Below are 26,042 nucleotides of genomic sequence, written 5' to 3' on the forward strand. Positions count from 1 at the left end.
ATGGTGGAGCCCGCCGGCCCCGCGGGCCCCGCGCAAAAAAGCGGCGCCAACGGGGCCGGCGCGCCCGGGCGGTGGGGGGGGGGGGGCCCCCGCACACGGGGGACCCCCCCCGCCCGCGCTCGCCTCAGTCGAAGAGCGACAGGTCCAGCGCGGCGAGCCGCTCCGGGTCGTTCAGCACGTCGATCGCGACGATCGCGCCCGCGACCACCGTGAACGCCATGACGGACATCGGCTTGCCGTTGGGGCCGATGACCACCGCGCCCGCCGTGCCGTTGACCAGCGCCGGCCGCGCGAACGGCGCCAGCTTGCCCCACAGCACCGCCTGCCCGGCCACCGTCGACGCCCCCGTGAACACCACCGAGTGCCGGGCCCGCACCGCGCCGCCGTCCGAGCGCAGCACGACGTCCGGGTCGAGCACGGCCACCAGCGCGTCGAGGTCGCCCTCGCGCGCGGCCGCGAAGAACGCGTCCACCGCCACCCGCTGCCGGCTCAGGTCCTTGTCCGGCGCGGGCGCCTGCCCCTGCACCTTGCGGCGCGCCCGGCTGGCCAGCTGGCGGGTCGCGGCGGCGGTCTTCTCGATCAGCGGCGCGATCTCCTCGAACGGCACCGCGAACATGTCGTGCAGCACGAACGCGACCCGCTCGGCGGGCGCCAGCGACTCCATCACCACCATCAGCGCCAGGCCGACGGAGTCCGCGAGCATCACCTCCTGCTCCGGGTCGACCACGCCCGCCCGCCCGAGGATCGGGTCCGGGATGCGCGGCGCGCCCGCCGTGCCGTCCTCGCCCGTCTCCAGCGGCTCCTCCCGCCGCTGCGCGCGCGAGCGCAGCAGGTTCAGGCACACGCGGGAGACCACCGTGGTCAGCCAGGCGCCGAGGTTCGAGACCTCGCCGGTCTCGGTGCGGTCGTAGCGCAGCCACGTCTCCTGGACGGCGTCGTCGGCCTCCGCGATCGAGCCGAGCATCCGGTAGGCGACGGCGCGCAGGTGGGGCCGGTGCTCCTCGAACTGGTCGGCAGGTGCGGTCTTCTGATTCACCGTATTTTTCCTCGTCCCCGTTGGCCCGCTGGTTGAAGCTGCAGCACTGGCAACCTAGCCGCTCCCGCGGGAACGTCGGACCCCGGGTCTAGGGTGACCGCCATGACCGCCGTGACCGCAGGGACCTCCGCTTCCGCCGGGACTTCCCTGATCGCCGCCATCCGTGCCCACCCCGCCGCCGAGGACTTCCTCGCGTGGCCGGGCGACTTCAGCCTCGACGCCTACCCGCACGTCGAGGACGTCGTGCTGGCCTCCGGCGAACCGCTCGAACTCCTCGCCAAGGAGGGCGGCGGCGGCACGTACTTCTTCTGCGGGCCGAGCGAGCTGGGCGAGGACCGCCCGGTCCTGTTCGCCGACTCGGAGGGTGGCGCGGCCCTCATGGCGCTGAACCTCCGCGAACTGGTCGAGCTGCTGATCACCGTGCCCTGGTGGCAGGACTGCCGCACGTTCACGGCGGAGGAGAGCGCCGAGGCCGCCGAGGACTTCCTGGAGGACGACCCCGATCTCCCCGCCGACCGCGCCGCCGCGGCGCGAGCCCTGGGCCTCACCCTCCCCACCGAACTCGAAGCACTCACCCGCCTCCGCGAGACGGCCACCGGCCCCGGCCGCGCCTACGTCCTCCTGAACGCGGTGGAGGGCTGCGCCTACAAGCCGCTGATCTGAGCCCCGGCCGGGACGGTTCCAAGATCCGCACGAGCGTGTCAGACGTATGTGTTGCACAAATGTCTAACTCCTGGGTACGGTCATCCCATCAACCGCTCCACGGGGGGAACGACCACCATGAACGACGCCATCCGCTCCGAGCTCGTCATCGACGGCCGCCGGCTCTCCTACCTCGACTTCGGCGGCACCGGCCGCCCGCTGCTCGCCCTGCACGGCCACCTCGCGGAGGGCGCCGTCTTCGCGCCGCTCGCCGCCGCACTGGGCCCGGAGTGGCGGGTCATCGCCCCCGACCAGCGCGGGCAGGGCGAGTCGGACCGGGCCGCCGACTACGCGCGGGAGGGCTACCTCGCCGACGTCGAGGCCCTGCTCGACCACCTCGGGCTGGAGGGCGCCGTGCTGCTCGGCCACTCGCTCGGCGCCGTCAACGCCTACCAGTTCGCGGCCCGGCACCCCGAGCGCGTGACGGCGATCGTCAACGCCGAGGGCCCGGCCGCGCTCGGGCTGGACGGGAGCCACCCGCTGGCCTTCCTGCTCCACCTGCCCTACGACGCCTCCAGCCGGGACGCCCTCGTCACCGCCCTCGGCCCCGCCGCGCCGTACTTCGAGGACCGGCTGCGCGAGAACGCCGACGGCAGTTGGCGCCTGCCCTTCCACCCGCAGGACATGTACGCCTCCGAGGCGGACGTCCACGGCGACCACTGGGCGGACTGGACGGCCACCACCTGCCCGGCCCTGGTGGTGAGCGGTACGAGGGGTGCCATCCCCGCCGAGCAGGTCGCGCAGATGATCGCGCGCCGTCCGGGGACGGTCCTGGCGGAGCTGGACGCGGACCACATGCTGGTCACCGGCGCGGCGGACGAATTCCACCGCGTGGTGCGGGAGTTCCTCGCCACGGTGTGACGGGTGGAGGGTGGAGCGGCGGCCCTCAGCTCCGCCGCCCCGTTGGCCTTTCGGCACCCGGCTCGGGGTCCGTTGAGCCAAACCCCACCTTGGGGTGGACTCAGCGGTCCGCCGGGTGACGGAGGACGAGGTCGGTGGCGGTGGCCCAGTGCTCGTCGACGGCGGTGACGATCACGTAGCCGCCGTCGAGGAGGGCGAGCGGGAAGCGGGCGCTGCTGCACCCGTGGGCGCGGTGGACGTGGACGGGGAAGGTCAGGCCCTCGAACTCGATGTCCCGGCTCGTGTAGCCGGTGGTGATGTCGAAGTCCGGGGGGACGGGCTCGATCCGGCCGGAGTTGGCGAGGAACGTCCACAGCTCGGTCTCCGGCGTGGTGTTCGGGTGCATGCGGTGGTGCTCCGAGAGGGGGCGCGCGGTCTGGACGGTTGCGGCGAGGCCGTGGCCGTGGCGGTGGTAGTTGACGTCGATGCACCAGAGGCACCCGTCGGATTCCTGCCCGCTGTAGATGGGTATCCAGCCGGGCGGCCGATCTCGGAGGTCGGCGATCGGGGCGTCCCACTCGGCGACGACATTGCGGAACACGTCTTCCCCCAACAGGTCCGTGGTGACTGGTCGTTGGGGTTCAGTACATCACCGGGCGACGGCCTCCGCGCGGGCCCGGCAGCGGGCGAGGGCGGGTTTGACGCGGGGGTCCGGGGTGGGGGCGGCGGCGAGGAGCTCGCCGGCGGTGACGAGGGCACTCCAGTAGTGGGCCGCGTCGCCGACGCCCGGGCGGGGTTGGGTGGCCGCGAGGGAGAGGTACGCGGCGGTGAGGTTGCCGGTGACGAACCAGCGGGTGAGGCCGTGCTGGTGGCCGGCGCGGAGGGTGCCGAGGGCGTCGATGGCGAGGAGGAACTGGTCGACGACGGCGAGGCCGCGGGCGTCGAGGGGCTTGGGGACGTCGAACACCCCGAGCGCTTCGAGGAGTTCGCCGGTGTCGGCCTCCGAGTTGGGGCGGGGGTCGGCGAGGAGGGCGTCGTAGCACTCGTCGATGCGGCGGGTCGTCTCGTCGGCGGCGATGCCGAGGGCGTGGCAGACGGCGCGGGCGGCGGTGGCCGGCTCGCTGGTGCGGCGGGCGAGGGCGGCGTAGGCGTCGGCGGGGGTGGCGCCGGTGTCGAACAGGTGCCGGGCGAGGGTGGAGAACGGCATCGGGCGGCCTTCAGGCGGTGAGGAGGACGGGAGCGGGGGCGGGTGCGACGAGGGCCCAGACGAACTTGCCGATGCCGCCCGCCCGGGGGCAGCAACCCCACTTCTCGGCCAACTCGTCGACGAGGTGCAGGCCGCGGCCGTGCTCGTCGGCGGGGGTGGTGGCGAGGAGGGACGGGCGACCGGTGCCGGCGTCGTGGACTTCGAGGCGGAGACGGTTGCCGATGAGGGCGAAGCGGACCTCGATGAGGCGGTCATCGGGGGCGTCGGAGTGCTGGACGGCGTTGGAGAACAGCTCGGAGAGGAGCAGTTCGGCGATGTCGGAGTACCGGTCGCCGGAGGGGAGGGCGGAGAGGTAGGCGCGGAGCAAGTGGCGCGCGATGGGGGTGGAGTAGGGGCGGGAGTCGAGGCGCGCGGCGAAGGTTCGGGGCCGGCGGGTGGTTCTGAGCATGGCGAGGCACCTCGGGGGCGGATGGGGGTGGTGCGACGGGAGCGCACAATCACGCTGTGCGTGCGAATGATTGCGTTCTGGCCTCAATGGTCCCGGTGCCGGAGTTACGGTGACGACCAAAACCACGTGTTTGCCGTGCGCTGCACATCCGGGAGCTGCGATGACACCAAAGGCCAAGCGAGCGCCGACCGCGAGCTCGGCGGTCCTGTTCGGCGAGGAGCTCCGGCACGCGCGCAAGGCGGCGGGCTTCACGCAGGAGGAGTTGGGCAAGCTCCTGCACTGCGACCGGACGGTCATCACGCGGACCGAGGGCGGCAGGCGGAAGCCGTCGGTCGAGGAAGTCGAGGAGTACGGTCGGCTGTTGAACACCGGCGACCTGCTGATGCGGCTGTACACGCGAGTCGACTGGGATGGGTCGATCGCGCACCCGGATTGGTTCCAGGAGTACGTGGACCTGGAGGCGATCGCGATCGCGCAGCGGGTGTACCAGAACAGCGTGATGTACGGGCTGTTGCAGTGCTGGCAGTACATGCGTGCGCTTTTTGCATCGGGCGATTCAGCTGGCAAGCCGGAGAGGATCGAGGAGCTGACCAGAGCTCGACTCAGTCGGCAGACCCGCTGGTTTGACGGTGACGGGCCATTGTTGATCGTCATTCTCGACGAGAGCGCCATCCGTACAGTCATCGGCGGGCCGACCGTGATGAGATGTCAGATGGAGCACCTCCTTCGGGTGGCCCAACTCCCGAACGTCGTGATCCACGTGGCGCCGTTTGCGAAGCGGCGGACTCTCATCGACGCGGGTATGGTGTTGCTGGAGCTGCCGGACGAGGAACGTTGGACCTACTCGGAGAGCCTCGATCTAGGGCATCTGAGCAGCGATCCCGCCACTGTGGCCAAGCGCCAGCGTCGCTACGATCGGCTCCGTTCTGAGTGCCTGTCAGAAAGTGACTCGCTTCGGCTGATCGCCGAGACGCTGGAGGGTTTCAGAGATGAAGAGCAACAAGCTCGCCGGAGCCGCTTGGCGGAAGAGCAGCTACAGCGGCACCAACGGCGGGGGCTGCGTCGAAGTGGCCCTCGAATCCCTTCCCGGCGCCGTCCCAGTGCGTGACTCGAAGGACCCGAACGGCCCGGCCCTCGTCTTCCCCGCCCCCGCCTGGGAGTCCTTCGTCTCCGCCGTCCGTGCCGGCGACTTCCCGGTCTAGCCGGTCAGCCTCGGTCACATCCGAACGATTTCCATCAGTTCCGACGCGGCCCTGGTGCTGTGAGTAATCGAACCATTACGGTCCATCACTGTGCGCACGTGACCCTGCTCGCATCGACCGAGGCGGTACCTCATGGCACAGGAACCCCGTATCGACGTAGCGCTGACTGCCCTCAAGGAGGGCCAGGTGGAGCCCACCAAGGCCGAGTTGGCGGAGATCGCCGACTCGCTCAAGCCCGGCGTCTGGTTCGCCGGTGAGCTGTCCGGCGAGCGCAGCCGCGACGCCGACGTGGTGTGGGACCTGACCGGCGCGCCGTACAAGGGGCAGGAGGCGACCGGGCAGGCAGCGGTCTACTACGCCAACCCGAAGTTCGGCCTGCGGAAGCCCTTCCTCTTCGCGGACGGCTTCAGCTACGGCCCGAGCAACCTCCCCGGCCTGTTCGCGCACTTCAACACCGTCACCGACGGCCGGCCGGGCCTCTTCGACGAGCTGCTGAGCCGGGGCTACGACATCGTCCTGATCGGCTTCACCGAGCGGCACACCCACATCCAGGCCAACGCCGGGGTCGCGGTCGACGCCATCCGCCGGGTCATCCAGGAGCGCGTGGGCGAAGAGCGGCTGACCGTCGGCGGGGTGAGCATGGGCGGCATCGTCACCCGCTACGCGCTCGCCAAGATGGAGTCCGAGGACATGGACCACCAGACGTCGACGTACCTCTCCTTCGACTCGCCGCACAACGGTGCCTGGATCCCGCTGGTCCTCCAGCAGATGGCGTACTTCTTCGAGGACTTCACCCCGGCCGGTCCGGACGGCGCCAAGCAGGCCGACCTGGTCCGCAGCCCCGCTGCTCAGCAGCTCCTGTGGGCGTGGGTCGAGAACTCGAAGTACTCCGGCCCGGTGGCCACCGCCAGCCCGCTGCGCAAGGAGTTCCTCGACGACCTCGCGCAGGTCGGCAACTTCCCGGTGCGTCCTCTGAAGCTCGGCGTCTCCAACGGCCGGCGTGACGGGGTCGGCCTCCCGCTGCCGGTGGGCGAGGTGGCGTTCGACTGGCAGGCGCTCGTCGCCAGTGCCACGGCCCGGTTCCAGCCGGACAAGGGCGAGAAGCAGCGGATCGGCGGCATGCACCTCGGCCTCGCCGTGCGCCGCAGCACCACCACCGAGGTCCCGGGGCTGGACGCCGTGCCCGGCGGCACGCTGGACTCGTTCGGCAAGGTTGCGGACGCGCTCAAGGCCAAGATCTCCGACGACTACCGCAGCGGCACCTTCGTGCCGGCCGTCAGTGCGGCGGCGCTGGACTTCGACCCGGTGAAGTGGGACGTCGACCCGGCCGCCGCGATCACCGACGCCGACGTGGAGCGCGGCCACCTGGACTCCGTGAAGTTCGACGACGCCAACACCGAGCACAGTCACGTCTCCCGCGTGCTGGTCGACTGGATCGTCGCGCAGCTCGCCGACTGACGCCTCTCACCTGGTCCGGAGCACCCGCGCGGATGGGCTACGATATTCCTCATCACCCAGATGCGCGGGTGGCGGAATAGGCAGACGCGCTGGATTCAGGTTCCAGTGCCCGAAAGGGCGTGGGGGTTCAACTCCCCCCTCGCGCACAGCGAACGGCCGGTCGATCTTCGGATAGACCGGCCGTTTTGTCGTTCCCGGGCCTTGCGCCCGCATGGTCAAGAGCTGCCCAAAAAACTCATCGCGCTCGACGGGCCCGCCGTGGGACCCTCGCGCGGGGTCGAGGGTGCTTCTCAGCTTGTCCTTTGCGCTCGCTAGACTCCGCCCGCCTGTGAACTCCTGTGACGGTCACGGGAGTCAGGCGTTTCCGACATGGGGGGAAAGTGTGACGTTCCTGTCCACCGACAGACGAACGCGACACAGGGGGAGGAGAGCCTCACTCGCGGCTCCCGGCGCCCTGCTGCTCGCCGTCCTGGCCACGTTCGTGGGCCAGGCCAACCCGGCTGCCGCCGCTGCGCCGCCCGCAGCCACGTCGTCCGCGAGCCCGACCGCCGCGCCGACCACCACCCCGGCCCCGGCCGCCGCGCCCACCGCCGGGCCGTCGACGGCGCCGGTTCCGGACCCGAAGGCCGAGCACGAGAAGGCGGCCCGCGAGGTCCAGCAGGCCGACCCGACCAACCCGTGTCCGGCCGGCCTGGTCCCGGGGGCCGTCTCCACCTGCTCGATCGACGGGGGCAAGACGGCCTCCTTCGCGCTCACGCTCCCGCAGGCCGCGGACGTGCTCCTCGTCCAGGCCGTGGCGACGAACAACCCGGTCTACCCGACCGTGGCCGGGCCGGGCGGTGCCGCCGTGGCCTGCACCCAGCCGATGGGCGGGGGCTGGGGCGACGGGATGCTGCGCTGCGCCATCGCCCAGGCCGGCACCTACACGCTCCAGGTCCGGGACGGCAGCGGCCGGACCAACGGCCTGTCCGTCTCCTACCTGCCGCTGCTGTCGACCACGGCCTGTCGGACGATGAGCGCCACCGACCTCGCGCTCGGCAGCCCGACCCTGCTGCACGGGTCGCTCCCGGTCGGTTCCACGGGCGACTGCTACGCGCTCGGCGACCTGACCACCGGTGACGTGCTGCGGACCCACGTGTCCGCGTTCCAGATCATCCAGATCGTCTACGACGCCACCGGAAAGGAGGTCTGCAACACCCGGTCGAACCAGAACACCGAGATCGACTGCAAGCTCACCGGCCAGGCGCCGTTCCGGATGACCGCGCAGCAGATCTCCGGCGCGGCCCAGACGTACGACCTCACACTGGCCCGGCTCACCCACCCGGACGGCTGCGCGATCGTCGAGCCGCAGGCGTTCGGTACGGGCCCGGACCTGACCCCGGCCCAGCGCTGTCGGACGCTGCGGGTCACCGAACAGGCCCAGTACTCCTTCGCTCCGGTCACCGCCGACGGCTCCACCCTTAACGGCGGGCTGTACGGCCCCGACGGCACCCAGCTCTACGGCGGCTGCGCGAAGGGCGAAGGCTGCGACCTGGCGCCCGGTGACTACACCTGGGTGGTCGAGGCGCGGAACGTCAACGCCGGAGCGTTCGGCATGGCCTTCCACTCGGGCAAGGAGACCCGGGGTTGCACCGCCACCAACGACACCGGGCTGACGTCCGGCCCGGCCACCGGTACCTTCGGCGCGCGCGGGCAGCAGTTCTGCCTCACGCTGCCGACGGCCACCGGGAGCGGTGTCTACCTGCTCAACCGGCCGCCCACCGGCGGTACCGGGGCCTTCGCCGCCGTCTACGACGCGGCCGGCGCCAAGCAGTGCGACAACGGCGGCGCCAACACCCCGTCCGCCGTCTGCAAGCTGGCCGGTACCGCGCCGTTCCGCGCGGTTCTGAGCGGCGAAGTGAACAAGTCCTACGCGCTGGTGATCCACCGGACCGGCGAGACGGCAGGCTGTGCCGCCTGGCCGCAGAGCGGGTTCGACGGCACCTGGGGCGCGGAGGTCACGCTGACCGCCGACGTGAAGCAGGCCTGCCTGGCCCTTCCGGCGGACCAGCACGCCACGGCTGAACAGGCCGACTACACCAACACGGCGAACCAGCTCAACGCCTCGCTGCAGGTCGTCGACCCGCAGGGCAACGTGGCGTGCTCGACCTTCCTCAACACCGCCTTCACCTGCGCCCTCACGGCCGGCGCCCCGTACACCGCGCTGCTGACCAACTCGGCCGGGGGCGACAGTTACAAGCTCGTCCGGCGGGACATCTCGCCCACCGCGAACTGCCTCACCCCGAACTCGACCGCCGTCGGCGGCCAGTCCGTCCAGCTGGACCTGGGCTCGGTCCTCGACGCCCGCTGCGTGCGGGTCACCGCCGCGGCCACGGACAAGTTCTGGCTCAGCGTGCGGACGACCACCGTCGGCAACGGGGCCCAGGGCACGGCGACGCCGCTGGTGATCGACGCGAACGGCAAGAGCCTCTGCGGCGCCAACGGCACCTACTGCAAGGTCACCGGCTCGACCTCCTACACCATGGCGGTGCTCGCCTCCGGGTACCGGGGCCAGAACATCCACGCCGCCGTGGACACCTGGAAGGTCGGCACGCCCGACGGCTGGGCGCCGGAGTGCACCGCCAACCCGGTCTCGGTGCAGGGCTTCCCGCTCCGCAGCGGACTGCTCACGGAGTCCTCGACCGGCTACTGCGCCGTCGTCGACATGAAGCCGTCGCAGTCCTTCAACGTCGTCGGCACCAGCAGCGCCACCAACATCGCTCAGCCGGTGCTGACCTTCCTGACCCCGGCCACCTGGGACGACTACGACTACACGTACCAGTGCGGCGGGAACTGGGGCCAGTTCGGCGCCCGCTGCCAGGCCACCAACAACGCGGTTCCCGGCAAGGCCGTCCTGCTGCTCAGCGCCGGCGGCACGGTGACCCCGACGGAGTACAGCATGCAGGCCGTGTGCGAGTACCCCACCTGCACCGGTCAGAACGGACCGTCCCTCACCGGGATCAACGGCACGACCGGCGCGGCCGGGACCCAGACCCAGATCGAGATCCGGGGCACGAACCTCACCCTGGGGACCAAGGTGAAGTTCGGCGGCGCCATGTACCCGATGCGGCCGGTCTCCGTCAGCCCCGACGGCACCTCGCTCCACGTCATGGCCGACACCAACGGGATGACGCCGGGCACCTACGACGTCGTCCTCGACGGGATCGGCTACACCACCGGCGTGCCCTCCCCGAACTACTTCCCCAAGGCCTTCACGGTGACCGCCGCCGCGCCGGCCACCAAGGGCAAGCTCGTCCCGCTCACCCCCAACCGCATCCTCAACACCGTCTCCGGTGTCGGCGCGCCCGCCGGCCGCCTCGGCCAGGGCGGCGTGATCTCGCTCCAGGTGGCGGGCGTCGGCGGCGTCCCGACGACCGGCGTCACGTCCGTCGTCATGAACGTGACGGCCGTCAACCCCAGCAGCAACAGCGCCGTCTCGGTGTACCCGAGCGGACAGAAGGTGCCCGACCTGCCGACCGTCAGCTTCGCCGCCGGGCAGATCGTCACCAACCTGGTGACGGTGCCGCTCTCCAACGGCAAGGTGGACATCCGCAACGCCTGGGGCGACGTCGACCTCGGGGTCGACATCCTCGGCTACTACACCGACGGCGGTGCCGGCTCCCTGCTGCGCCCGGTCGCCCCGTCGCGCATCCTGAACACCGTGTGGGGCGTCGGCGCCCCGGCCGGGCGGGTCGGCGCCGGTGGCGTCGTGCCGCTCAAGGTCACGGGTGTGGGCGGCGTCCCGGAGACCGGCGTCACCGCGGTCGTCATGAGCGTGACGGCCGTCAACCCGTCGCAGACCAGCTACCTCACGGTCTACCCGGACGGCCAGCCGGTGCCCGACGCCTCGGCGGTCAACTTCGCCGCCGGGCAGAACGTGACCAACCTGGTGACCGTCCCGGTCGTCAACGGCGTCGTGGACATCCGCAACGCCTGGGGCGACGTCGACCTCGGCGTCGACATCACCGGCTACTACACCGACTCGGGCTCCACCTACACGCCGTCCTCGCTGGTGCGGCTGATGGACACCCGCGATGGCGAGGGCGCCCGCGTGGGCTCCCTGGGCGGCTCGGGCGACCTGGTGAGCCTGCGGGTGGCCGGCGTCGAGGGCATGCCCGCGACCGGGGTCACCGCCGTCGTCATGAACGTGACGGCGGTCTGGCCGACGAACACCAGCTTCCTGACGGTCTTCCCGCACGGGACGGCCCGCCCGGACGCTTCGAGCATCAACTACCGGCCGGGGCAGGTCGTCTCCGCGCTGGTGGTGGCCCCCGTGGTGGACGGCCGGGTGTCGTTCGTCAACCAGTGGGGGAGCACCGACGTGGTCGCCGACCTGGTCGGGTACTTCTCGTCCTGAACCGCTCGGCAGGAATACCGGTGGGCCCGACGTCACGGACGTCGGGCCCACCGGCCTTTTTTCTCACATCGCCGCCGCCTCGCGGAACTCCCGGTAGGCCGAGTCCGAGGCGGGCAGCAGGCCGGCCCGGACCATCGCCGCGCCGAGCTCCAGCCGCCGCTCGGGGTCGGGGCACTCCAGCCCGCACTGGATGACCTCCGCGACCACCTCCGTCGTCCCGGCCAGGAAGATCGAACCGCTGTCCACCTGGTAGAACCAGGCCTCGTAGCGCGGTACTCCGTCGGCCACCACGTCCCAGAGCTCGCAGAAGTGCAGCACGCCCTCGTCGCCGTCGTCGCCGTCGTCGCCGTCCGCGTCCCCGTCCGCGTCCCCGTCCACGTCCGCGGACAGCCGCCGCTCGGCGGGCAGGTCCTCGCCGTCGTAGAGCCTGCCGCTCAGGGCGACCTGCGCCGCCTGGAGCGGGGTGAGCGAGTCCGCCGACGTGACCGGGCGGCGATTGGTGAAGTCAGCCATGCGCGGGAACCTACCAATACCCACCGACCACGGCCGGTGCCGACATTTCTCGCCGGCCGGTGGTGGCGGTGGCCATGGTGCACGGGCCGGCCGCCGGACTCGCGCTGCTCTCGGAGCTGGAGGCGGACCGGCGGCCTCCGCGCCACCACCGGCTCTTCGCGGTGCGCGGGCAGCTGCTGGAGCTGTTGGGGCAGTCGGCGGAGGCTGCCGCCGCCTACCGCGAGGCCGCGGCCCGTACGGTCAGCGCGCCCGAGCGGCGGTACCTCGCTGAGCGGGCCGGCCGGGTGGCGTCATGACGTCGCCCGGCGGGCCCGGAGCTCGTCGAGCCGGCCGCTGACCTGCTCGTCGCTGTGCAGGTAGGGGGCTCCGGGGCCGTGGCGCAGGTCGATCCCGGCGAGTAGGGCGAGGGCCCGGGCGGCCGACTCGTCGGTGTCGTCCTCGGTCAGGTGCATCTGCTGCACGGCCCACTCGTCCGCCGCCTCCCGGGTGAGACGGCCGTCGAGGACGTTGCTCCTGCACGGTGCCGACCCGAAGCGGGCTTACTTCTTCGCCCCGTCCTGGGGCGTGAAGTTCGCACCGTGTCAGGAGCCTTCGGACGACGAGATGCACCTCACCGACGGCGGGACCGTCACCACGTGTGAGATCTACCTCGTGCCGGAGAGCGTCCAGCCGCTCTACGTGGGATTCCAAGGGCGGCGGGACGCCTCGAACCCGAGCAACGACACGGGTTCCGCGCCGGAGGTGAGCCGGAAGGTGGGCCGACGGTGTCGCCCGGGTGCCCGCCGTGCCGGCTCGCGACCGCCTTGAGCGGGCGTCGAGGCGGGGTTCCCCCGACCGGCGGGCGGCCCCATCATGGGGGCTCCCCAGGAGAGCCCCCCAGGAGGCAGCGATGTCGATTCCACTCCCCGTCCGGATCCAGGCCGCCGTCGTCCGGGGCGCGTTCGCGCTGCCGGAGGGGGTGCGGCGGGCGATCGCGGGGGCGCCGGTCGTGCGGGACGGGCAGACGCTCGCCCTGGACGCGCAGCTGATCCTCAAGCTGCAGCGGCTGTCGAAGGCGGCCCTCGTCCTGCCGGGCGGGGTCGGGCCCTCGCGGACGGCGATGGAGTACGCGCGGTACCTGGTGGGCGGGCCGACGATCGGGCCGGTGGCCGTCCGGGAGGTCGGAATCCCCTCCGGCGGCGGCGAGTTGGCGGCGACGCTGTACAGCCCGGCCGGGCTGGGGGAGCGGTCCGGGCTGCTCGTGTACTTCCACGGCGGCGGCTGGGTGGTGGGCTCCCGGGCGAGCCACGACCACGTCTCGCGGTTCCTGGCCCAGCGGGCCGGGGTGCGGGTGCTGTCGGTGGAGTACCGCCTGGCGCCCGAGCACGCGTACCCGGCGGCGGCCGACGACGCCCTCGCCGCCGTCGACTTCGCCCTCGCCAAGGCGGGCGACCTCGGCGCGGACCCGGCACGGATAGCCGTCGGCGGCGACAGCGCGGGCGGCAACCTCGCCGCCGTCGCCGCGCAGCGGGCCGTGCGCCGGGGCGGGCCCGCGCCCGTCTTCCAGCTGCTGCTGTACCCGGCGACGGACGCGTCCGTCCGGCGGCCGTCCCGGGACCTCTTCGCCGACGGCTTCTTCCTCACCAGCGCCGACATGGACTGGTTCGCGGACCGTTACGCCCCCGAGCCGGTCGACCGCGCCGACCCGGGCGTCTCACCGCTGCGCGCCGCCGACCTCACCGGCCTGCCGCCCGCGTACGTCGGCACGGCCGGCTACGACCCGCTGCGCGACGAGGGCGAGGCGTACGCGGAGGCGCTGCGGGCGGCGGGGGTCGAGGTGGAGCTGAGCCGGCAGCCGGACCTGATCCACGGGTACGCCAACTACATCGGGATCGGGCACCGGTTCCGCGAGGCGACGGCGGAGGCGGCGGAGGCGCTGCGGAAGGCGCTGCGGTAGGGCTTCGGTTCTTTGAGGCGGCCTGCGCTTCTTTGAGACGGCCCGCGTTTCTTTGAGGCGGCCCGCGCCCCGGGGTTCGCTCCCGGGGCGCGGGCCTTTCGCTGTGCGCCCCCGGTCCGTCGCGCGGGGGGTTCTCGGCGGCGGGCTCTTATTGTACTGTCCGTCTAATAAGCGGGTCAGCGGGAACCCGCAGGAGCAGGCACCTGGAGGCAGCCATGGCTCTCACCGACCCGGCGGCGCGGCGGAGGAACGACCAGCACACCGTTGCCGACGACGACGTCTCGAAACGGCTGCTGGACTCGGCCGCCATGCTCTCGTACGACCCGTCGACCGAGATCGACTGGGACGCCCCCCTCCCCGACGAGCACTACGGCCTCAATCCGGAGTGGAGCACGCTCTACGGCACCCGCCTCTGGGACGAGATGACCGAGCAGCAGCGCGTGACCCTCACCCGGCACGAGGTCTGCTCGATCATGAACACCGGCATCTGGTTCGAGATGATCCTCCAGCAGATGGTGCTCCGCGATCAGTACCTCAAGAACCCGGCCGGCTCCGAGTTCCAGTTCGCGCTCACCGAGATCGCCGACGAGTGCCGGCACTCGATCATGTTCGCGCGCGCCTGCCAGAAGATGGGCGTGCCCGCGTACCGGCCGAACAAGGTGGTCGCGAACGCCGGCCGCGCCTTCAAGTCCCTCGCGAAGGGCGAACTCGCCTACGGCGGCATCCTCGTGGCCGAGGAGGTGCTCGACGTCATGCAGCGCGACTGGATGCGCGGCGAGAACGTCCTCGACATCGTCCGCGGCACCTCCCGCATCCACGTCGTCGAGGAATCCCGGCACATGAAGTTCGCCCGCCAGGAGATCCGCGAACGCATGCGGCACGCCGGCCCCACCCGGCGGCGCACCTCCGCGACGGGCATCGCCATGGGCGCGTACGTCATCGTCACCAGCATGGTGCACCCCGGGGTGTACAAGGCCACCGGACTCGACGTCGCGCGGGCCCTCGCCGAAGTCCGGGGCAACGAGCACCGCAAGGCCATGATGCGCACCAGCTCCCGGCACCTGATGGCCTTCCTCGCCGAGACCGGGCTCCTCACGCAGCGCTCCGCGGCCATCTACCGGCGCATCGACATGCTCTGACCTCCCCCTCCTCCCCCCACTCAGTGAGGACCCACCCCCGGCCATGGCCTACGCGATCACCCGCACCTGCTGCAACGACGCCTCCTGCGTGTCCGTCTGCCCGGTCAACTGCATCCACCCGACCCCGGACGAACCGGAGTTCGGCACGACCGACATGCTGTACATCGACCCGGCGGCCTGCATCGACTGCGGCGCGTGCGCGGACGCCTGCCCGGTCGACGCCGTCTTCCCCGTCGACCGGCTCCGTGGGCCCGACACCGTGTACGGCGACCTCAACCGGGACTGGTACCGCGACCACCCCAACGACCACGCGTGGGGCGCGCCCACCTTCCCCCGCAGCCTGCCCGACGGGCTCGGGCCGCTGCGGGTCGCCGTCGTCGGCACCGGGCCCTCCGCCGGGTACACCGCGCAGGAACTGCTGCGCACCACCGGAGCCGAGATCACCATGATCGACCGGCTGCCCGTCGCCGGCGGCCTCCTGCGGCACGGCGTCGCCCCCGACCACCAGTCGACCAAGCGCATCGCCGAGAGCTTCGCCGGCGTCTTCCACGACCCGCGGCTGCGGATGTACCTCAACGTCGAGGCCGGCACGGACCTCACCCACGACGAACTCGCCGCCCACCACCACGCGGTGGTCTACGCCGTCGGCGCGGCGGCCGACCGGCGGCTCGGCATACCCGGCGAAGACCTGCCCGGCAGCCTCCCCGCCACTACCTTCGTGCGCTGGTACAACGCCGAACCGACCGTGCCGGCCGACGCGGTGACGCTGTCTTCGTCGTCGTGCGGTCGGGTCGTCGTGATCGGCAACGGGAACGTCGCCGTCGACATCGCGCGCATCCTGCTCACCGACCCCGACCGGCTCGCCGCCACCGACATCGCCGACCACGCGCTCGCCGCCCTGCGCGGCAGCCGGGTGCGGGAGGTCGTCCTGCTCGCGCGGCGCGGGCCGGCGGAGGCGGCGTGGACGCGGTCGGAGTTCCTCGCGCTGCGCCAACTGCCGGGGGTGGAGGTGGTGGTGGACTCGTCCGGGTCCGCCCCCGCGCCTCTGCTGGACGGGCTGCCGCTGGTGCGCTTCGACGGCTCGGCGGAGCCCGAGGGGGCTCGCCGCTTGGTGCTCCGCTTCTTCTCCACCCCCACGGCTCTGACCGGGGACGACGGGGGAGTGACGGGGGTCGCGGTCCGGCGGGCCACGGGGGAGGAGGAGGTGATCCGGGCCGGCCTGGTCGTGCGCTCCATCGGCCACCGGGGCGTCCCGATCCCCGGCCTCCCGTTCGACGAGACGACGGAGACCGTCGCCCACCACGGCGGCCGCGTCGACGGCCTCCCCGGCACCTACGTCGTCGGCTGGGCCAAACGCGGCCCGTCCGGCGGCATCGGCGCCAACCGCGCCTGCGCCCGCGAAACCGTCGACGCCCTCCTCGACGACGCCACCGCCCGCACCCTCCCCACCCCGGTCGCCACCCGCAAGGACCTCGACCACCTCATCCGCTCCCGGCGCCCCGACACGGTGGGCCTGAAGGAACTACGAGCCGTGGACCGCGCCGAACGCACCCGAGGCGAAGCCGAAGGCCGCCCCCGCGTAAAGCTGGCCACCGTCCCAGCCCTCCTCGCCGCCGCCCGCTCCAAGCCCTAACCCCACCTCACCCCACCCGACGTCCTGCGCCTTGGCGCCCCCTTCGTCCGCTCGCACGCGGCGCCCGCCGGCGCTACTGGGCCGTGTATCGAAAGTAGATCTTGAGCGATGAATGATCACCGTTCATGGGGCGGGGAGATCTCACGGACGAGCAGTGGGCGGTGCTGGAACCGTTGTTGCCGAAGGGGGGGCGAGGGCGGGGCGGCCACCCGTCTGGCCTCGGCGGCGGCTGACCGACGGCATACGGTTGCGGGTCCGTACCGGTGTTCCGTGGCGAGACGTGCCTATCGAGTACGGACCGTGGGGCCGGGTCTACGACCTGTTCCGCCGATGGCAGCGGGACGGCATCTGGCATCGAGTCCTCACCCAGCTGCAGTCCCTGGCCGATGCGAAGGGTGCGATCGTGTGGGACCTGAGCGTCGACTCCGCGGTATGCCGTGCTCATCAGCATGCAGCTGGGGCTCGTAGGCATGGTGACCTGCAGAAAGAATCACCGGGCGGGTTGTTTACCGAGCCCGGAGATCACGGACTGGGACGTTCGCGCGGTGGGTTCACAACCAAGGTGCACCTGGCAGTCGAGCAGGGGCAGAAGCCCATGTCGATCGTGATCACGGCAGGACAGCGCGGCGACTCGCCACAGTTCGAACCCGTACTGGAGAAGGTCCGCGTGCCCCGCGTTGGGCCGGGCCGGCCACGCGCGCGCCCCGACCGAGTGCGGGCTGACAAGGCGTACGCCTCCCGCAGGAACCGCACCTACCTGCGCCGCCGTGGAATCCGCTGCACCATCCCCGACAAGGCCGACCAGGCACGCAACCGCCAGAATCGAGGCTCCCGAGGTGGCCGACCACCGCGCTTCGACCCGGTCGACTACCGCAAGCGTCATGCGGTCGAGTGCGGGATCAACCGTCTCAAGCGCCACCGTGCCGTGGCCACCCGCCATGACAAGCTCGCGGTCCGCTTTGAAGCCACTGTCCTCGTCGCCGCCATCAACGAGTGGCTGTGATCAGTACACGTCGCTACAGCTCATAGTCGTGGGCCAGCTCCTCCCAGTGAATGCTGCGAAGCGCAAGATCTGCATCCTCGCCCGCCGGCACCTCCGGTGCTGCCTGGAACCAGGCGACGACGAGGGTGGAACCGTCCATCGCCGGGTCGAGCGCCGTGGAGCCGAAGACGCCGACGCAGGCCACGGAAGGCAGCACCTCAACGGGACCGAAGGCGCCGGCGGTCTCATCCGGGTACTCGCGGGAGGGCTCAACAAGATGGACCGGTGTGGAGGGAAACGCGCGCTCGGCCTGCCGCTGGAGCGAACTGACCTTCATGTCGTTGATGCGCTTGCACGGGTAGCCCTCCAGCATCCCGCCGTAGGTCGAAGACATCCGTAGCTCGGCGAGCCGGATCGAACGACCGGACAAGAGGACTATGTGACCCAGTGACATGCCAACACCCTAAGCGAACGGTTCACTTCCGATACACGGCCTAGTCGTGCCCCAGCACCCGCGCGAGAAGTCGGCCAGCCCGACTTCTCGCGCATCCGCGTCCACATCGTTCGTTAACGCACCGTCCGCTGGCGCTACTCTTCGCACGCCAGCACCTACGTGAGAAGTCGGCCCGCCCGACTTCCTATGCAGCGGCGATCCTTGTGCTTTGGGGGTGCACTGGGCCGGATGACAGGCACCGGCTGACCCCGCACGAGAAGTCGGTCTGCTCGACTTCCTGCGCGCTCGCCGCCGACCGCCTCTTGTGCGAGGCTCGCCGGCTGGCGTTGGCGGCGTCATCCCTCAGATCGCCGACGAACCACCGCTAGTGATTCCTTGGCACCCACCGCCCCTCGCGCCGGTCCCGCGTGGGAAGTCGGTCTGCTCGACTTCCGGTACGCAGCTGGCGCCTTCCTCACCCGCTGGCTTGTACGGGCGGCGCACCAACCCGCATGGGAAGTCGGCCGGCCCGACTTTTGACGCACCACTCCCAACGCCCCAACTCTTGTGCAGCCCACTCGAGAAGTCGGGCCTGCCGACTTCTCGCGTATTGGCTGGTGGGTGGTGTGCAGGGTGGAGTTTCGAGTGAGCGAGTGGGTGCGTGAGAAGTCGGGCTGGTCGACCTCGTGTGCGGGCTTGAGGTGGATTTCGAGGGTGAGCGTGCAAGAAGTCGGCCACGTCGAATTTCTGTGTGTCGGCTGGTGGGTGGCGTGCGGGGTGGGGTCTCCGAGTGAGTGAGTCCGTGCGTGAGAAGTCGGGCTCGCCGACTTTCTGTGCGGGCGTGGCGGCTCCGGTTGGCCCTCGCGTGAGCGCACGGGAAGTCGAGCTCGCCGACTTCCTGTGCAGGGGTGGCTCGTAGGGCGTTGTGGGGGAGGGCGATAGGGGGTGGGCGCACAGGAAGTCGGCTGGGTCGACTTTCTGTGCGAAGTGGGGTGGGGATTCGGGGTGAAGGGGTGGTGGGGGCGTGTCTCCGGTGGGGTGGGGGCGTTGGGCGGGGCGTGAGTGATTGTGTTGCGTCGATGGGCGAGGAAACGATTCTGCGGGACGTCGCCGGGGTGCCGATCTATGCCGAGTTGGTGCGGCTCTGGTGGGCGGCCGGGCGGGCGGTGCCGGGGGTGGTGGATCCGGTGTGGGAGAGTTTGGCGGCTCCGCCACCGGGGTGGGTGCCGGGCAGTGCCGGGTCGATAAAACCCGGATGATCCACTGTCACCGCACCGCGGTTGGCCCTAGCCTTTGAGGGCTCGCGGGGAGGGGGAGACGGTGGAGCAACTCGGGCCTGCGGATCCGCGACAGGTCGGGCCGTACGCATTGGTCGGACGGCTCGGGGCCGGTGGCATGGGGGCCGTGTACCTGGGCCGGTCGGCCGGTGGGCGGACCGTGGCCGTCAAGGTCGTGCGGCCGGAGCTGGCCGGGGACCCGGGCTTCCGCGCGCGGTTCCGGCAGGAGGTCGCGGCGGCGCGCCGGGTGTCGGGGGCGTTCACCGCGCCCGTCGTCGACGCCGACCCGGAGGCCGTCACCCCCTGGATGGCCACGGCCTTCGTCGTGGGCGTCCCGCTGCAGGACGCGGTGGTGCGGCACGGCCCGTTACCCGAGGGGACGGTCCGCACGCTGGCCGCCGGGCTCGCCGAGGCCTTGCACGAGGTGCACCGTGCCGGGCTGATCCACCGGGACCTCAAGCCCGGCAACGTGCTGCTGGCGCTGGACGGTCCGCACGTCATCGACTTCGGCATCTCGCGCGCCGCCGACGGCACCGGGCTGACGACGACCGGTTCGGTGATCGGTTCGGCGCCGTACATGTCGCCGGAGCAGGCGCTGGGCGAGCCGCTCGCCCCGGCGAGCGACGTGTTCGCGCTCGGGTCGACGGTCGCGTACGCGGCGCTCGGACGGCACCTGTTCGGCGAGGGTGCCGGTGCGGCCGTGCTGTTCCGCGTGGTCAACACCGAGCCGGACCTGAGCGGTCTGCCGGACGGCCTCCGGTACCTGGTGGGCGCCTGCCTCGCGAAGAACCCGGTGCACCGGCCGGCCCCGCGGCAGCTCGTCGAGCTGGTCGAGCGGATCGGCCGCCCCGACACGGCGGGCGGCTGGCTCCCGCAGGCCGTCACGGCGGACGTGCTCGCGGTGCGGGGCGTCCTCACCGCGGCACCCGAGCCATCGGAGAGACCGGAGTCCCCGGAGCCACCGGAGTCACCGGCATACCCGCCGCCGGCATACCCGCCCCCGGCATACACGCCGCCCCCGTCCGACGCCCCACCCCGCCAACCCCCGCGTCGCCGGCTCCCGCGCCGTCGCGTCCTGCTGGCCATCGGCGGCGGCGTGCTCACCGCAGCGGGCGCGGCCACCACCGTCGCTCTCCTCCGCGAGCAGGACGTCCACGAGCAGGACGTCCGCGACGTCCACGCGCCGCCCGGAGCCGCCGCCACCACGGGCGCCACGACCACCCGCCCCGCCGTCGCCGCCGTCCCCGAGGCGTCCCTCGCCTGGAAGGTGAACCTGCCGTCCGCCTGCCCCCAGCTCCTCTCCGCCCCCGGCGTGACGGCCTGCATCGGGCTCGGCCACATCTGGGGCGTGGACGACGCCGGCCACACCAAGTGGACGGCGGACGCCGGCTACGCGATGGGCGGCATGCCCCGGAACTTCTCGGCCCTGGGCGGCGACCGCCTCTACACCGTCGGAATGGCGATGGTCGGAGTCGCGTCGAGGAGCGAGCTGGTGAGCGTGAACCCGGCCGACGGTTCGATCGACTGGCGGCTCCAGCAGGACCACCCGCACGCCGTGGGCGAGCTGCTGTTCGCCGGGGTCCGCGCCGGCCGGGCCTACCTGATCGGCCTCGGCGACGGCGCGGACCGGGGGATCGCGGACACCGGCTTCCACGTGTGGGCGGTGGACCTGGCCGGCCGCCGTACCGCCTGGCTCCACGGCGACCAGGCGCAGCTGCTCGAACTCGCGCTCCTGCCCGGCGACGACCACGCGGCGCTGAGCACCCAGGACACCCTGAAGATGCTGGACGCCAAGGGCGAGGTCGCGTGGGAGCGGAGGATGCCCTCCCTCGGCCTGACCGCCGCGGGCGGCCACTACCTCGTGCCCGACGCCGTCCGGGGCACCCTGACCGCCCTCGACCCGGCCACCGGCAACCCGACGTGGACGACGGACGGTGTCATCGGCGCCTCCCTGCGCGGCGACGGCTTCGCGGCCTCGGCGGACGGCGGCACGGTGCACTGCCTGATGAAGGACGCGGACGGAGGCGTCTCGGTCGCCGCCCTCGACACCGGCAACGGCCGCCCCCGCCACCGCACCCCGCTGCCGCCCGACCCGCCGGACGCCGCGTACCTGGGCGCCCGCCTCCTGCTCGCCGACGGCAACCTCTACCGGATGGGCCCGGACACCGTCCTGTGGGCGCTCGACCCGGCGGACGGCAAACCCCGCTGGAAGTACTCGGGGTTGAAGGGCAAGGACCCGACCACCCTGGCCTGGACGGCCGGCGACGGGCGGCTGTGCGTGTCCGACCCGAGTACGTCCACGGTGACCGCCCTGCACGCGAACGGAGCGTGAGCACGACCGTGCACGACCACCCCGCCCCCGCCCCCGCCCCCGCCCCCGAACCCGCCCCCGCCCCCGAACCGAACGGAACCCGATGATGCGGCAGCTGGACCCCGCCGACCCGCCCAGGATCGGCCCGTACGCGCTGCTCGGCCGGCTCGGGGCCGGCGGCATGGGCGTCGTGTACCTGGGCCGGTCGGCGGGCGGACGGACGGTCGCCGTCAAGGTGGTGCGGCCCGAACTCGCCGGGGACCAGGGCTTCCGCGCCCGGTTCCGGCGCGAGGTCGCCGCCGCGCGCGCCGCGTCGTCGGCGTTCACCGCGCCGGTCGTGGACGCCGACCCGGACGGGCCCGTCCCGTGGTTGGCGACCGCCTTCGTGCCGGGCATCGGCCTGGACGAGGCGGTGATGCTGGTCGGGCCGTTCCCCGAGCACGTGCTGCGCATCGTCGCGGCCGGGATCGCCGAGGAGCTGCGCGCCATCCACGCGGCCCGGCTCACCCACCGCGACCTCAAGCCGAGCAACGTCCTGCTGGCGCTGGACGGCCCGCACGTCATCGACTTCGGCATCGCGCGGGCGGCCGACGGCACCGCGCTCACCGCCGAGGGCGCGATCTTCGGCACGCCCGCGTACATGTCCCCGGAGCAGGCGCTGGGCCGGACGGCGGGCCCGGCGAGCGACGTGTTCTCGCTCGGCGCGACGCTGGTGTACGCGGCCTCCGGCGGGCGCGGGCCGTTCGACGGCGGGCACCCGCTGGCGGTGCTGCAGAAGGTGACGGGCGAGGAGCCCGACCTGTCGGCGGTGCCCGGCGGGCTGCGGCTCCTGATCGCGGCCTGCCTGGCGAAGGAGCCGGCGGACCGTCCGACGCCGGAGCAGGTCGTGGCCGCGCTCGCGCAGGGCGGTGCGGGGGCGGTGGCCCAAGGTCCTTGGCTGCACCCGTCGTTGGTGACGCAGATCGAGCGGGCGGCGGCCGTCCTCGCGCCGTCCGTCCCGCCACCGCCCGCGGCGCCCCCTCTCGCCCCGCCCGCGGCGCCCCCTTTCGCCCCGCCCGCGGCGCCGCCCGCCGCACCGCCGCAGCCCGAGCCCGCTCCCGGGCCGACCGGTCAGCCCAGGCCCTCCCGCCGCAAGCTGCTCCTGGGCCTGGCCGGGGGAGCCGTGGCGTTGGCCGGGGGCGGCGCCGCGCTGTACTACGCGCTCCCGTCCTCCTCGGACCGGGCCTCCGGCGACGGAGCGAAGCCCTCGACCGCCGCCCCCGGACGCCCCGCCCCCACCGACCTCACCCGCCCGATCGACACCAAGACCGCCGCCACTCCCCTCTGGACCGCCCAACTCGACGAGCCCGCGATCCAGTTGGCCGGCGAGGGCGGCACCGTCCTGGTCGCCGGGATGACCGGCGTCCGCGCCTTCGACCAGTCCGGCCGTCCCCTCTGGGGTCCGCTGTCGAACCAGATGGCCCGTTCGTGGACCGGGCTCGGCTCCGGCGCGTTGGTGGTCGGCGGTGGCAAGGCCTACGCCGGCGGGTTCGTGAGCCTGACCGACCCCCTCAACCTCAACTACGCGATCAAGGCCGTCGACCTCGCCACCGGCACCGTCGCCTGGTCGATCACCCGCAAGGCCGTCGGCCTCACGAACGTCTCCCTCGCGGGCCTGCTCGACGGGGTCCTGTACATCCACGGGGACGGGACCACCACGCACGTCGCCCCGCCCGCGCCGCCGACGTACCAGCAGGAGTCCTTCGTCCAGGCGATCGACCCGGCGACGCAGGCGGTCCGCTGGGAGACCACCTACCCCCACACCCAACCGGTGTACGGGCGGCTCCTGGTGCCGTCCTCCGGCACCCGCGTGCTGTACAACACCGCCACCGTCGACCGCACGATCTCCAAGCTGACCGCGCTCGACACCACCGCCGCCGGGAAGACGGTGTGGGAGCAGCCCGCCCCCGGAGCCGGGACCACGCTCACCTCCCTCACCACCCTCCCCGCCTTCTCCGACGGCCCGCACGCGTCGGCCGGCGGCCGGTTCCTGTTCCTCACCGACCACCTCTACGCCCTCGACCCGGAGGGCGGCGCGGTGGCGTGGCAGTCGCCCGGCCGGCCGGTCTTCCAGGCCGCGGCGGCGAGTCCGGACGGCACCGCCGTCTACGCGGCCGCGTCGCGGTTCGAGGAACCGGCGGTGGTCGTGCAGGCCTTCGACGCGAAGAGCGGCGCGGTCCGCTGGTCGGGGGCGCTGCCGATCGGCTCGGTCAACCGGATCGAGGTGTTCTGCGCGGACGGCAACGTGTACGTGTGGGCGCACGGACAGGTGTGGGCGCTCGACCCGGACACCGGCGACGCCCGGTGGAGTTTCGACTTCACGCCGAGCACCGAGACGACCGCCCTGGTGCCGTTCTGGGCGGGCGGCGGAAGGGTCTACGGGCCGACGGACAAGGGCCTGGTCGCGCTCGCGGCGGACGGGAAGGCGGCGCGGAGCTGAGCGGCGGAGGCGCTGGTCCGTCGACCCGTCAGTCCGCCAGCGCCTCCTCCGTCGGCGCCCCGTCGGCGAACAGCTCCGCCCGACCCGCCTCCTCGCCGTAGAACTGGCGCGCCCAGCGCCGGAGCAGCCCGATCGAGCGTTCCCCGGGGACCAGGCGCGGCTGCGCCAGGTAGCGCTTGTGGGCGAGCACCGGGCGGTCCTGCTTGACGACGCGCACGGTGCCCCGCAGCGCCACCCACGCCGCCGCCCGGTCCGCCGCCCGGTCCGCCGCCGAGGCGAGCACCCCCGGCACCCCCGGCACCCCCGGTGCCCGCCGGCCGACCGCCACGGCGATCAGCACCGCCGTCCGCCACGGCGCGACCGGCGTGGACAGCACCCACACCCGCAGCCGGCGGCCCAGTCCCGGCAGTTCCGCCACCACCTGGATCGAGCCGAGCCCGGCCAGCGTGACCGGCTGCTCCAGGCTGACCGCGCCGAGGCCCGGGAAGCGGGTGGTCGTGCGCTGGTGGACGGTGAACAGCGGGCCGGCGATCTCCGGCGGGGCGGTCTCCCGGGTGTCCAGGCCGTGCAGGACGGCGGTGTGCCGGAAGTCGACGCTGTTCTCCGCCACTTCCTGCGGGTGCGACAGCACCTCCCCGCGCCACCACGCGAGCGGCACCGCCCCGACCGGCGGTGGGAGTTCCCACGTGGGCGGTTCGCCGGCGATCCCCCGCCAGACGTACAGGATGCCGTCCCGCTCGGCGAGGTGGTTGTGCGTCAGGCCCGCCCGCAGCCGGGTGCCGTCCGGTGCGCCCGTGCACGAGCCGTCCGGCCCGAACGCGAAGCCGTGGAACGGGCAGACCAGGTCCTCGCCCCGGACGGTCCCGCCCGCCCCGAAGTGCGCGCCCAGGTGCGGGCAGTGCGGGCCCACCGCGCGCAGCGTGCCGCGCCGGGTCCGGTACAGCACCACGTCCTCGCCCATCAGGCGGGCCGTCCGCACCCGGCCCGGCGGGACGTCCCGGGCGAGGCCGACGCAGAACCAGCCGCTCGGGTACGGCAGGGGGGCGGCGTTCGTCATGCGGTTCACCTCGGGGGCTCGGCGGCGGAAGCGGGGGAGAGCGGCTTGACGGCATTCGGCTTGACGGCGGTGTGGACGTACCAGGCGACGTATGCCCGCACGGCGTACATCTCCACCGTGGAACGGAGGTTGAGCCAGCGCGCCGGATTCCCGAACCGGCGCAGCACCGCCCACGGAAGCCGGAAGTACGCGTACACGGCCTCCGTCGTCGGCGTGTAGTACGGCGTCGCGTCCAGCGCCTCCTCGACCTGGAACCCTGCCTCGGCGAGCAGGTGCGGGAGGTTGCGGGCGTGGTAGACCTTGGCGCCCGTCATCACCATCGCGTCCAGGTAGGGTTCGAGCAACGCCCGTGCGTCCGGCGCCATTTCGTCCAGCGGGACGGTGCTCATCGGACCGAGCAGCACCAGCCGCCCGCCCGGGCGCAGCACCCGGTGGAGCTCGGCGAGGGCGCGCGGCGGGTCGTAGGAGTGGACGAGCGTCTCCATCGAGTACGCGCCGTCGAACGTGCCGTCGCGGAACGGGAGTCGGTGGTAGTCGCCGCACGAGAAGGTGGTGCGGTCGGACAGTCCCGCGCGGGCGCTCAGCCGGTTCGCCTCGTCGACGTGGAAGTCCAGCAGGTCGACGCCGGTGACCGCGAGCCCGAACCGCACCGCCATCGCCCGCGCCACCACGCCCGCCCCGGCGCCCGCGTCCAGCACCTCGGCGCCCGGCGGGAGCGCGAGCCTGCGGCCGAGCACGTCCTCCAGCTGCCGCTGCGCCCGCCACAGGCGCCACTTCGACTGCCCGGGCTCGGTCCACCCCCAGTGCCGGGCGTTGCGCGCCACCCGGGTGTAGAACAGCCGGCTGCCCGTACGCCCGTAGACCCGGCGCAACCCGGCGAGATCGGGTTCCTGAGCGATCATGCAGACAAGCTAGCCCCGCACGTGAGGCGCGGACTCGCGCGCCACGCGCGGGGCTCGTTCGTTCGAAGTCGTGCGAATTCGTGCGAAGTCG

Annotated in this window: 22 protein-coding genes and 1 tRNA gene; 14 read left to right on the forward strand and 9 right to left on the reverse strand. The window is 72.5% G+C overall.

What is annotated here, in order from left to right:
- Positions 1 to 124 precede the first annotated feature (124 nt).
- Entirely contained in the window at positions 125 to 1,036 is a 912-nt protein-coding gene (locus ACFXDE_RS22255) for a sigma-70 family RNA polymerase sigma factor (RefSeq protein WP_380441885.1), read from the reverse strand.
- Between the two features lie 102 nt (positions 1,037 to 1,138).
- On the opposite strand from ACFXDE_RS22255, the gene ACFXDE_RS22260 reads away from it, so the two are divergent.
- Positions 1,139 to 1,699, forward strand: a complete 561-nt coding sequence (locus ACFXDE_RS22260; RefSeq protein WP_380496574.1) for a hypothetical protein — start codon at positions 1,139 to 1,141, stop codon at positions 1,697 to 1,699.
- Positions 1,700 to 1,816: 117 nt separating this feature from the next.
- The gene (locus ACFXDE_RS22265) at positions 1,817 to 2,599 is read left to right on the forward strand and encodes an alpha/beta fold hydrolase (protein WP_380496575.1); all 783 of its coding nucleotides are present in this window, start codon (positions 1,817 to 1,819) and stop codon (positions 2,597 to 2,599) included.
- A gap of 100 nt (positions 2,600 to 2,699) precedes the next feature.
- Here the strand turns inward: ACFXDE_RS22265 and ACFXDE_RS22270 are convergent, their stop codons facing one another.
- Genes ACFXDE_RS22270 through ACFXDE_RS22280 form a run of 3 tightly spaced genes read right to left on the reverse strand, consistent with a single transcriptional unit; the run spans position 2,700 to position 4,233 of the window.
- The gene (locus tag ACFXDE_RS22270) at positions 2,700 to 3,179 is read right to left on the reverse strand and encodes a hypothetical protein (RefSeq protein WP_380496576.1); all 480 of its coding nucleotides are present in this window, start codon (positions 3,177 to 3,179) and stop codon (positions 2,700 to 2,702) included.
- Between the two features lie 48 nt (positions 3,180 to 3,227).
- Positions 3,228 to 3,785: a hypothetical protein gene (locus ACFXDE_RS22275; protein ID WP_380496577.1), complete on the reverse strand. Its 558-nt coding sequence runs from the start codon at positions 3,783 to 3,785 to the stop codon at positions 3,228 to 3,230.
- Between the two features lie 10 nt (positions 3,786 to 3,795).
- Complete coding sequence (locus ACFXDE_RS22280) at positions 3,796 to 4,233, reverse strand: ATP-binding protein (protein ID WP_380496578.1); 438 nt, start codon at positions 4,231 to 4,233, stop codon at positions 3,796 to 3,798.
- Between the two features lie 160 nt (positions 4,234 to 4,393).
- Between ACFXDE_RS22280 and ACFXDE_RS22285 the strand changes: the two genes are divergently transcribed.
- The 5 genes from ACFXDE_RS22285 (at position 4,394) to ACFXDE_RS22305 (ending at position 11,289) form a co-directional block, all read left to right on the forward strand.
- Positions 4,394 to 5,341, forward strand: coding sequence for a helix-turn-helix domain-containing protein (locus ACFXDE_RS22285; RefSeq protein WP_380496580.1), 948 nt, complete (start codon positions 4,394 to 4,396; stop codon positions 5,339 to 5,341).
- On the forward strand, positions 5,301 to 5,435 hold the full coding sequence (locus ACFXDE_RS22290; protein ID WP_380496581.1) for a DUF397 domain-containing protein: 135 nt from the start codon (positions 5,301 to 5,303) through the stop codon (positions 5,433 to 5,435). Before ACFXDE_RS22285 ends, ACFXDE_RS22290 begins: the two co-directional genes overlap by 41 nt.
- A 186-nt stretch (positions 5,436 to 5,621) precedes the next feature.
- Positions 5,622 to 6,893, forward strand: coding sequence for a hypothetical protein (locus tag ACFXDE_RS22295; protein ID WP_380496582.1), 1,272 nt, complete (start codon positions 5,622 to 5,624; stop codon positions 6,891 to 6,893).
- A 62-nt stretch (positions 6,894 to 6,955) separates the two neighbouring features.
- Positions 6,956 to 7,039: transfer RNA gene (locus ACFXDE_RS22300), tRNA-Leu, on the forward strand.
- Between the two features lie 236 nt (positions 7,040 to 7,275).
- A complete protein-coding gene (locus ACFXDE_RS22305; RefSeq protein ID WP_380496583.1) occupies positions 7,276 to 11,289 on the forward strand; it encodes a hypothetical protein in 4,014 nt (1,337 codons plus the stop codon).
- A gap of 63 nt (positions 11,290 to 11,352) precedes the next feature.
- On the opposite strand, the gene ACFXDE_RS22310 is transcribed toward ACFXDE_RS22305, so the two are convergent.
- Positions 11,353 to 11,802, reverse strand: a complete 450-nt coding sequence (locus tag ACFXDE_RS22310; protein ID WP_380496584.1) for a hypothetical protein — start codon at positions 11,800 to 11,802, stop codon at positions 11,353 to 11,355.
- Between the two features lie 74 nt (positions 11,803 to 11,876).
- Between ACFXDE_RS22310 and ACFXDE_RS22315 the strand changes: the two genes are divergently transcribed.
- Entirely contained in the window at positions 11,877 to 12,098 is a 222-nt protein-coding gene (locus ACFXDE_RS22315) for a hypothetical protein (RefSeq protein WP_380496585.1), read from the forward strand.
- Here the strand turns inward: ACFXDE_RS22315 and ACFXDE_RS22320 are convergent.
- Complete coding sequence (locus ACFXDE_RS22320; RefSeq protein WP_380496586.1) at positions 12,093 to 12,263, reverse strand: hypothetical protein; 171 nt, start codon at positions 12,261 to 12,263, stop codon at positions 12,093 to 12,095. The two genes, ACFXDE_RS22315 and ACFXDE_RS22320, sit on opposite strands and share 6 nt — an antisense overlap.
- Positions 12,264 to 12,691: 428 nt before the next feature.
- On the opposite strand from ACFXDE_RS22320, the gene ACFXDE_RS22325 reads away from it, so the two are divergent.
- From ACFXDE_RS22325 to ACFXDE_RS22340, 4 genes are all read left to right on the forward strand, one after another.
- Positions 12,692 to 13,738 (forward strand): alpha/beta hydrolase, encoded by a 1,047-nt coding sequence (locus ACFXDE_RS22325; RefSeq protein WP_380496587.1) that lies wholly within the window; start codon positions 12,692 to 12,694, stop codon positions 13,736 to 13,738.
- 215 nt (positions 13,739 to 13,953) lie between these two features.
- Complete coding sequence (locus ACFXDE_RS22330; protein ID WP_380496588.1) at positions 13,954 to 14,877, forward strand: diiron oxygenase; 924 nt, start codon at positions 13,954 to 13,956, stop codon at positions 14,875 to 14,877.
- A 43-nt stretch (positions 14,878 to 14,920) separates the two neighbouring features.
- Complete coding sequence (locus ACFXDE_RS22335; RefSeq protein WP_380496589.1) at positions 14,921 to 16,510, forward strand: FAD-dependent oxidoreductase; 1,590 nt, start codon at positions 14,921 to 14,923, stop codon at positions 16,508 to 16,510.
- Between the two features lie 125 nt (positions 16,511 to 16,635).
- A protein-coding gene (locus ACFXDE_RS22340) for an IS5 family transposase (RefSeq protein WP_380496590.1) occupies positions 16,636 to 17,513 on the forward strand; the annotation gives its coding sequence in 2 pieces (ribosomal slippage) (positions 16,636 to 16,725 and positions 16,728 to 17,513; 876 coding nt in all).
- Positions 17,514 to 17,526: 13 nt separating this feature from the next.
- On the opposite strand, the gene ACFXDE_RS22345 is transcribed toward ACFXDE_RS22340, so the two are convergent.
- Entirely contained in the window at positions 17,527 to 17,946 is a 420-nt protein-coding gene (locus tag ACFXDE_RS22345) for a hypothetical protein (RefSeq protein WP_380496591.1), read from the reverse strand.
- A 1,299-nt stretch (positions 17,947 to 19,245) separates the two neighbouring features.
- Here ACFXDE_RS22345 and ACFXDE_RS22350 point away from each other — a divergent pair.
- Both ACFXDE_RS22350 and ACFXDE_RS22355 read left to right on the forward strand, forming a co-directional pair.
- The gene (locus tag ACFXDE_RS22350) at positions 19,246 to 21,534 is read left to right on the forward strand and encodes a PQQ-binding-like beta-propeller repeat protein (RefSeq protein WP_380496592.1); all 2,289 of its coding nucleotides are present in this window, start codon (positions 19,246 to 19,248) and stop codon (positions 21,532 to 21,534) included.
- A gap of 82 nt (positions 21,535 to 21,616) precedes the next feature.
- On the forward strand, positions 21,617 to 23,992 hold the full coding sequence (locus ACFXDE_RS22355; RefSeq protein WP_380496593.1) for a PQQ-binding-like beta-propeller repeat protein: 2,376 nt from the start codon (positions 21,617 to 21,619) through the stop codon (positions 23,990 to 23,992).
- Between the two features lie 28 nt (positions 23,993 to 24,020).
- On the opposite strand, the gene ACFXDE_RS22360 is transcribed toward ACFXDE_RS22355, so the two are convergent.
- Positions 24,021 to 25,049: a Rieske 2Fe-2S domain-containing protein gene (locus ACFXDE_RS22360; RefSeq protein ID WP_380496594.1), complete on the reverse strand. Its 1,029-nt coding sequence runs from the start codon at positions 25,047 to 25,049 to the stop codon at positions 24,021 to 24,023.
- A 5-nt stretch (positions 25,050 to 25,054) separates the two neighbouring features.
- Positions 25,055 to 25,951 (reverse strand): methyltransferase domain-containing protein, encoded by an 897-nt coding sequence (locus ACFXDE_RS22365; RefSeq protein WP_380496595.1) that lies wholly within the window; start codon positions 25,949 to 25,951, stop codon positions 25,055 to 25,057.
- Between the last annotated feature and the right edge of the window lie 91 nt (positions 25,952 to 26,042).

Origin of the sequence: Kitasatospora sp. NPDC059408, from assembly GCF_042751525.1 — a bacterium.
GTDB lineage: Bacteria > Actinomycetota > Actinomycetes > Streptomycetales > Streptomycetaceae > Kitasatospora.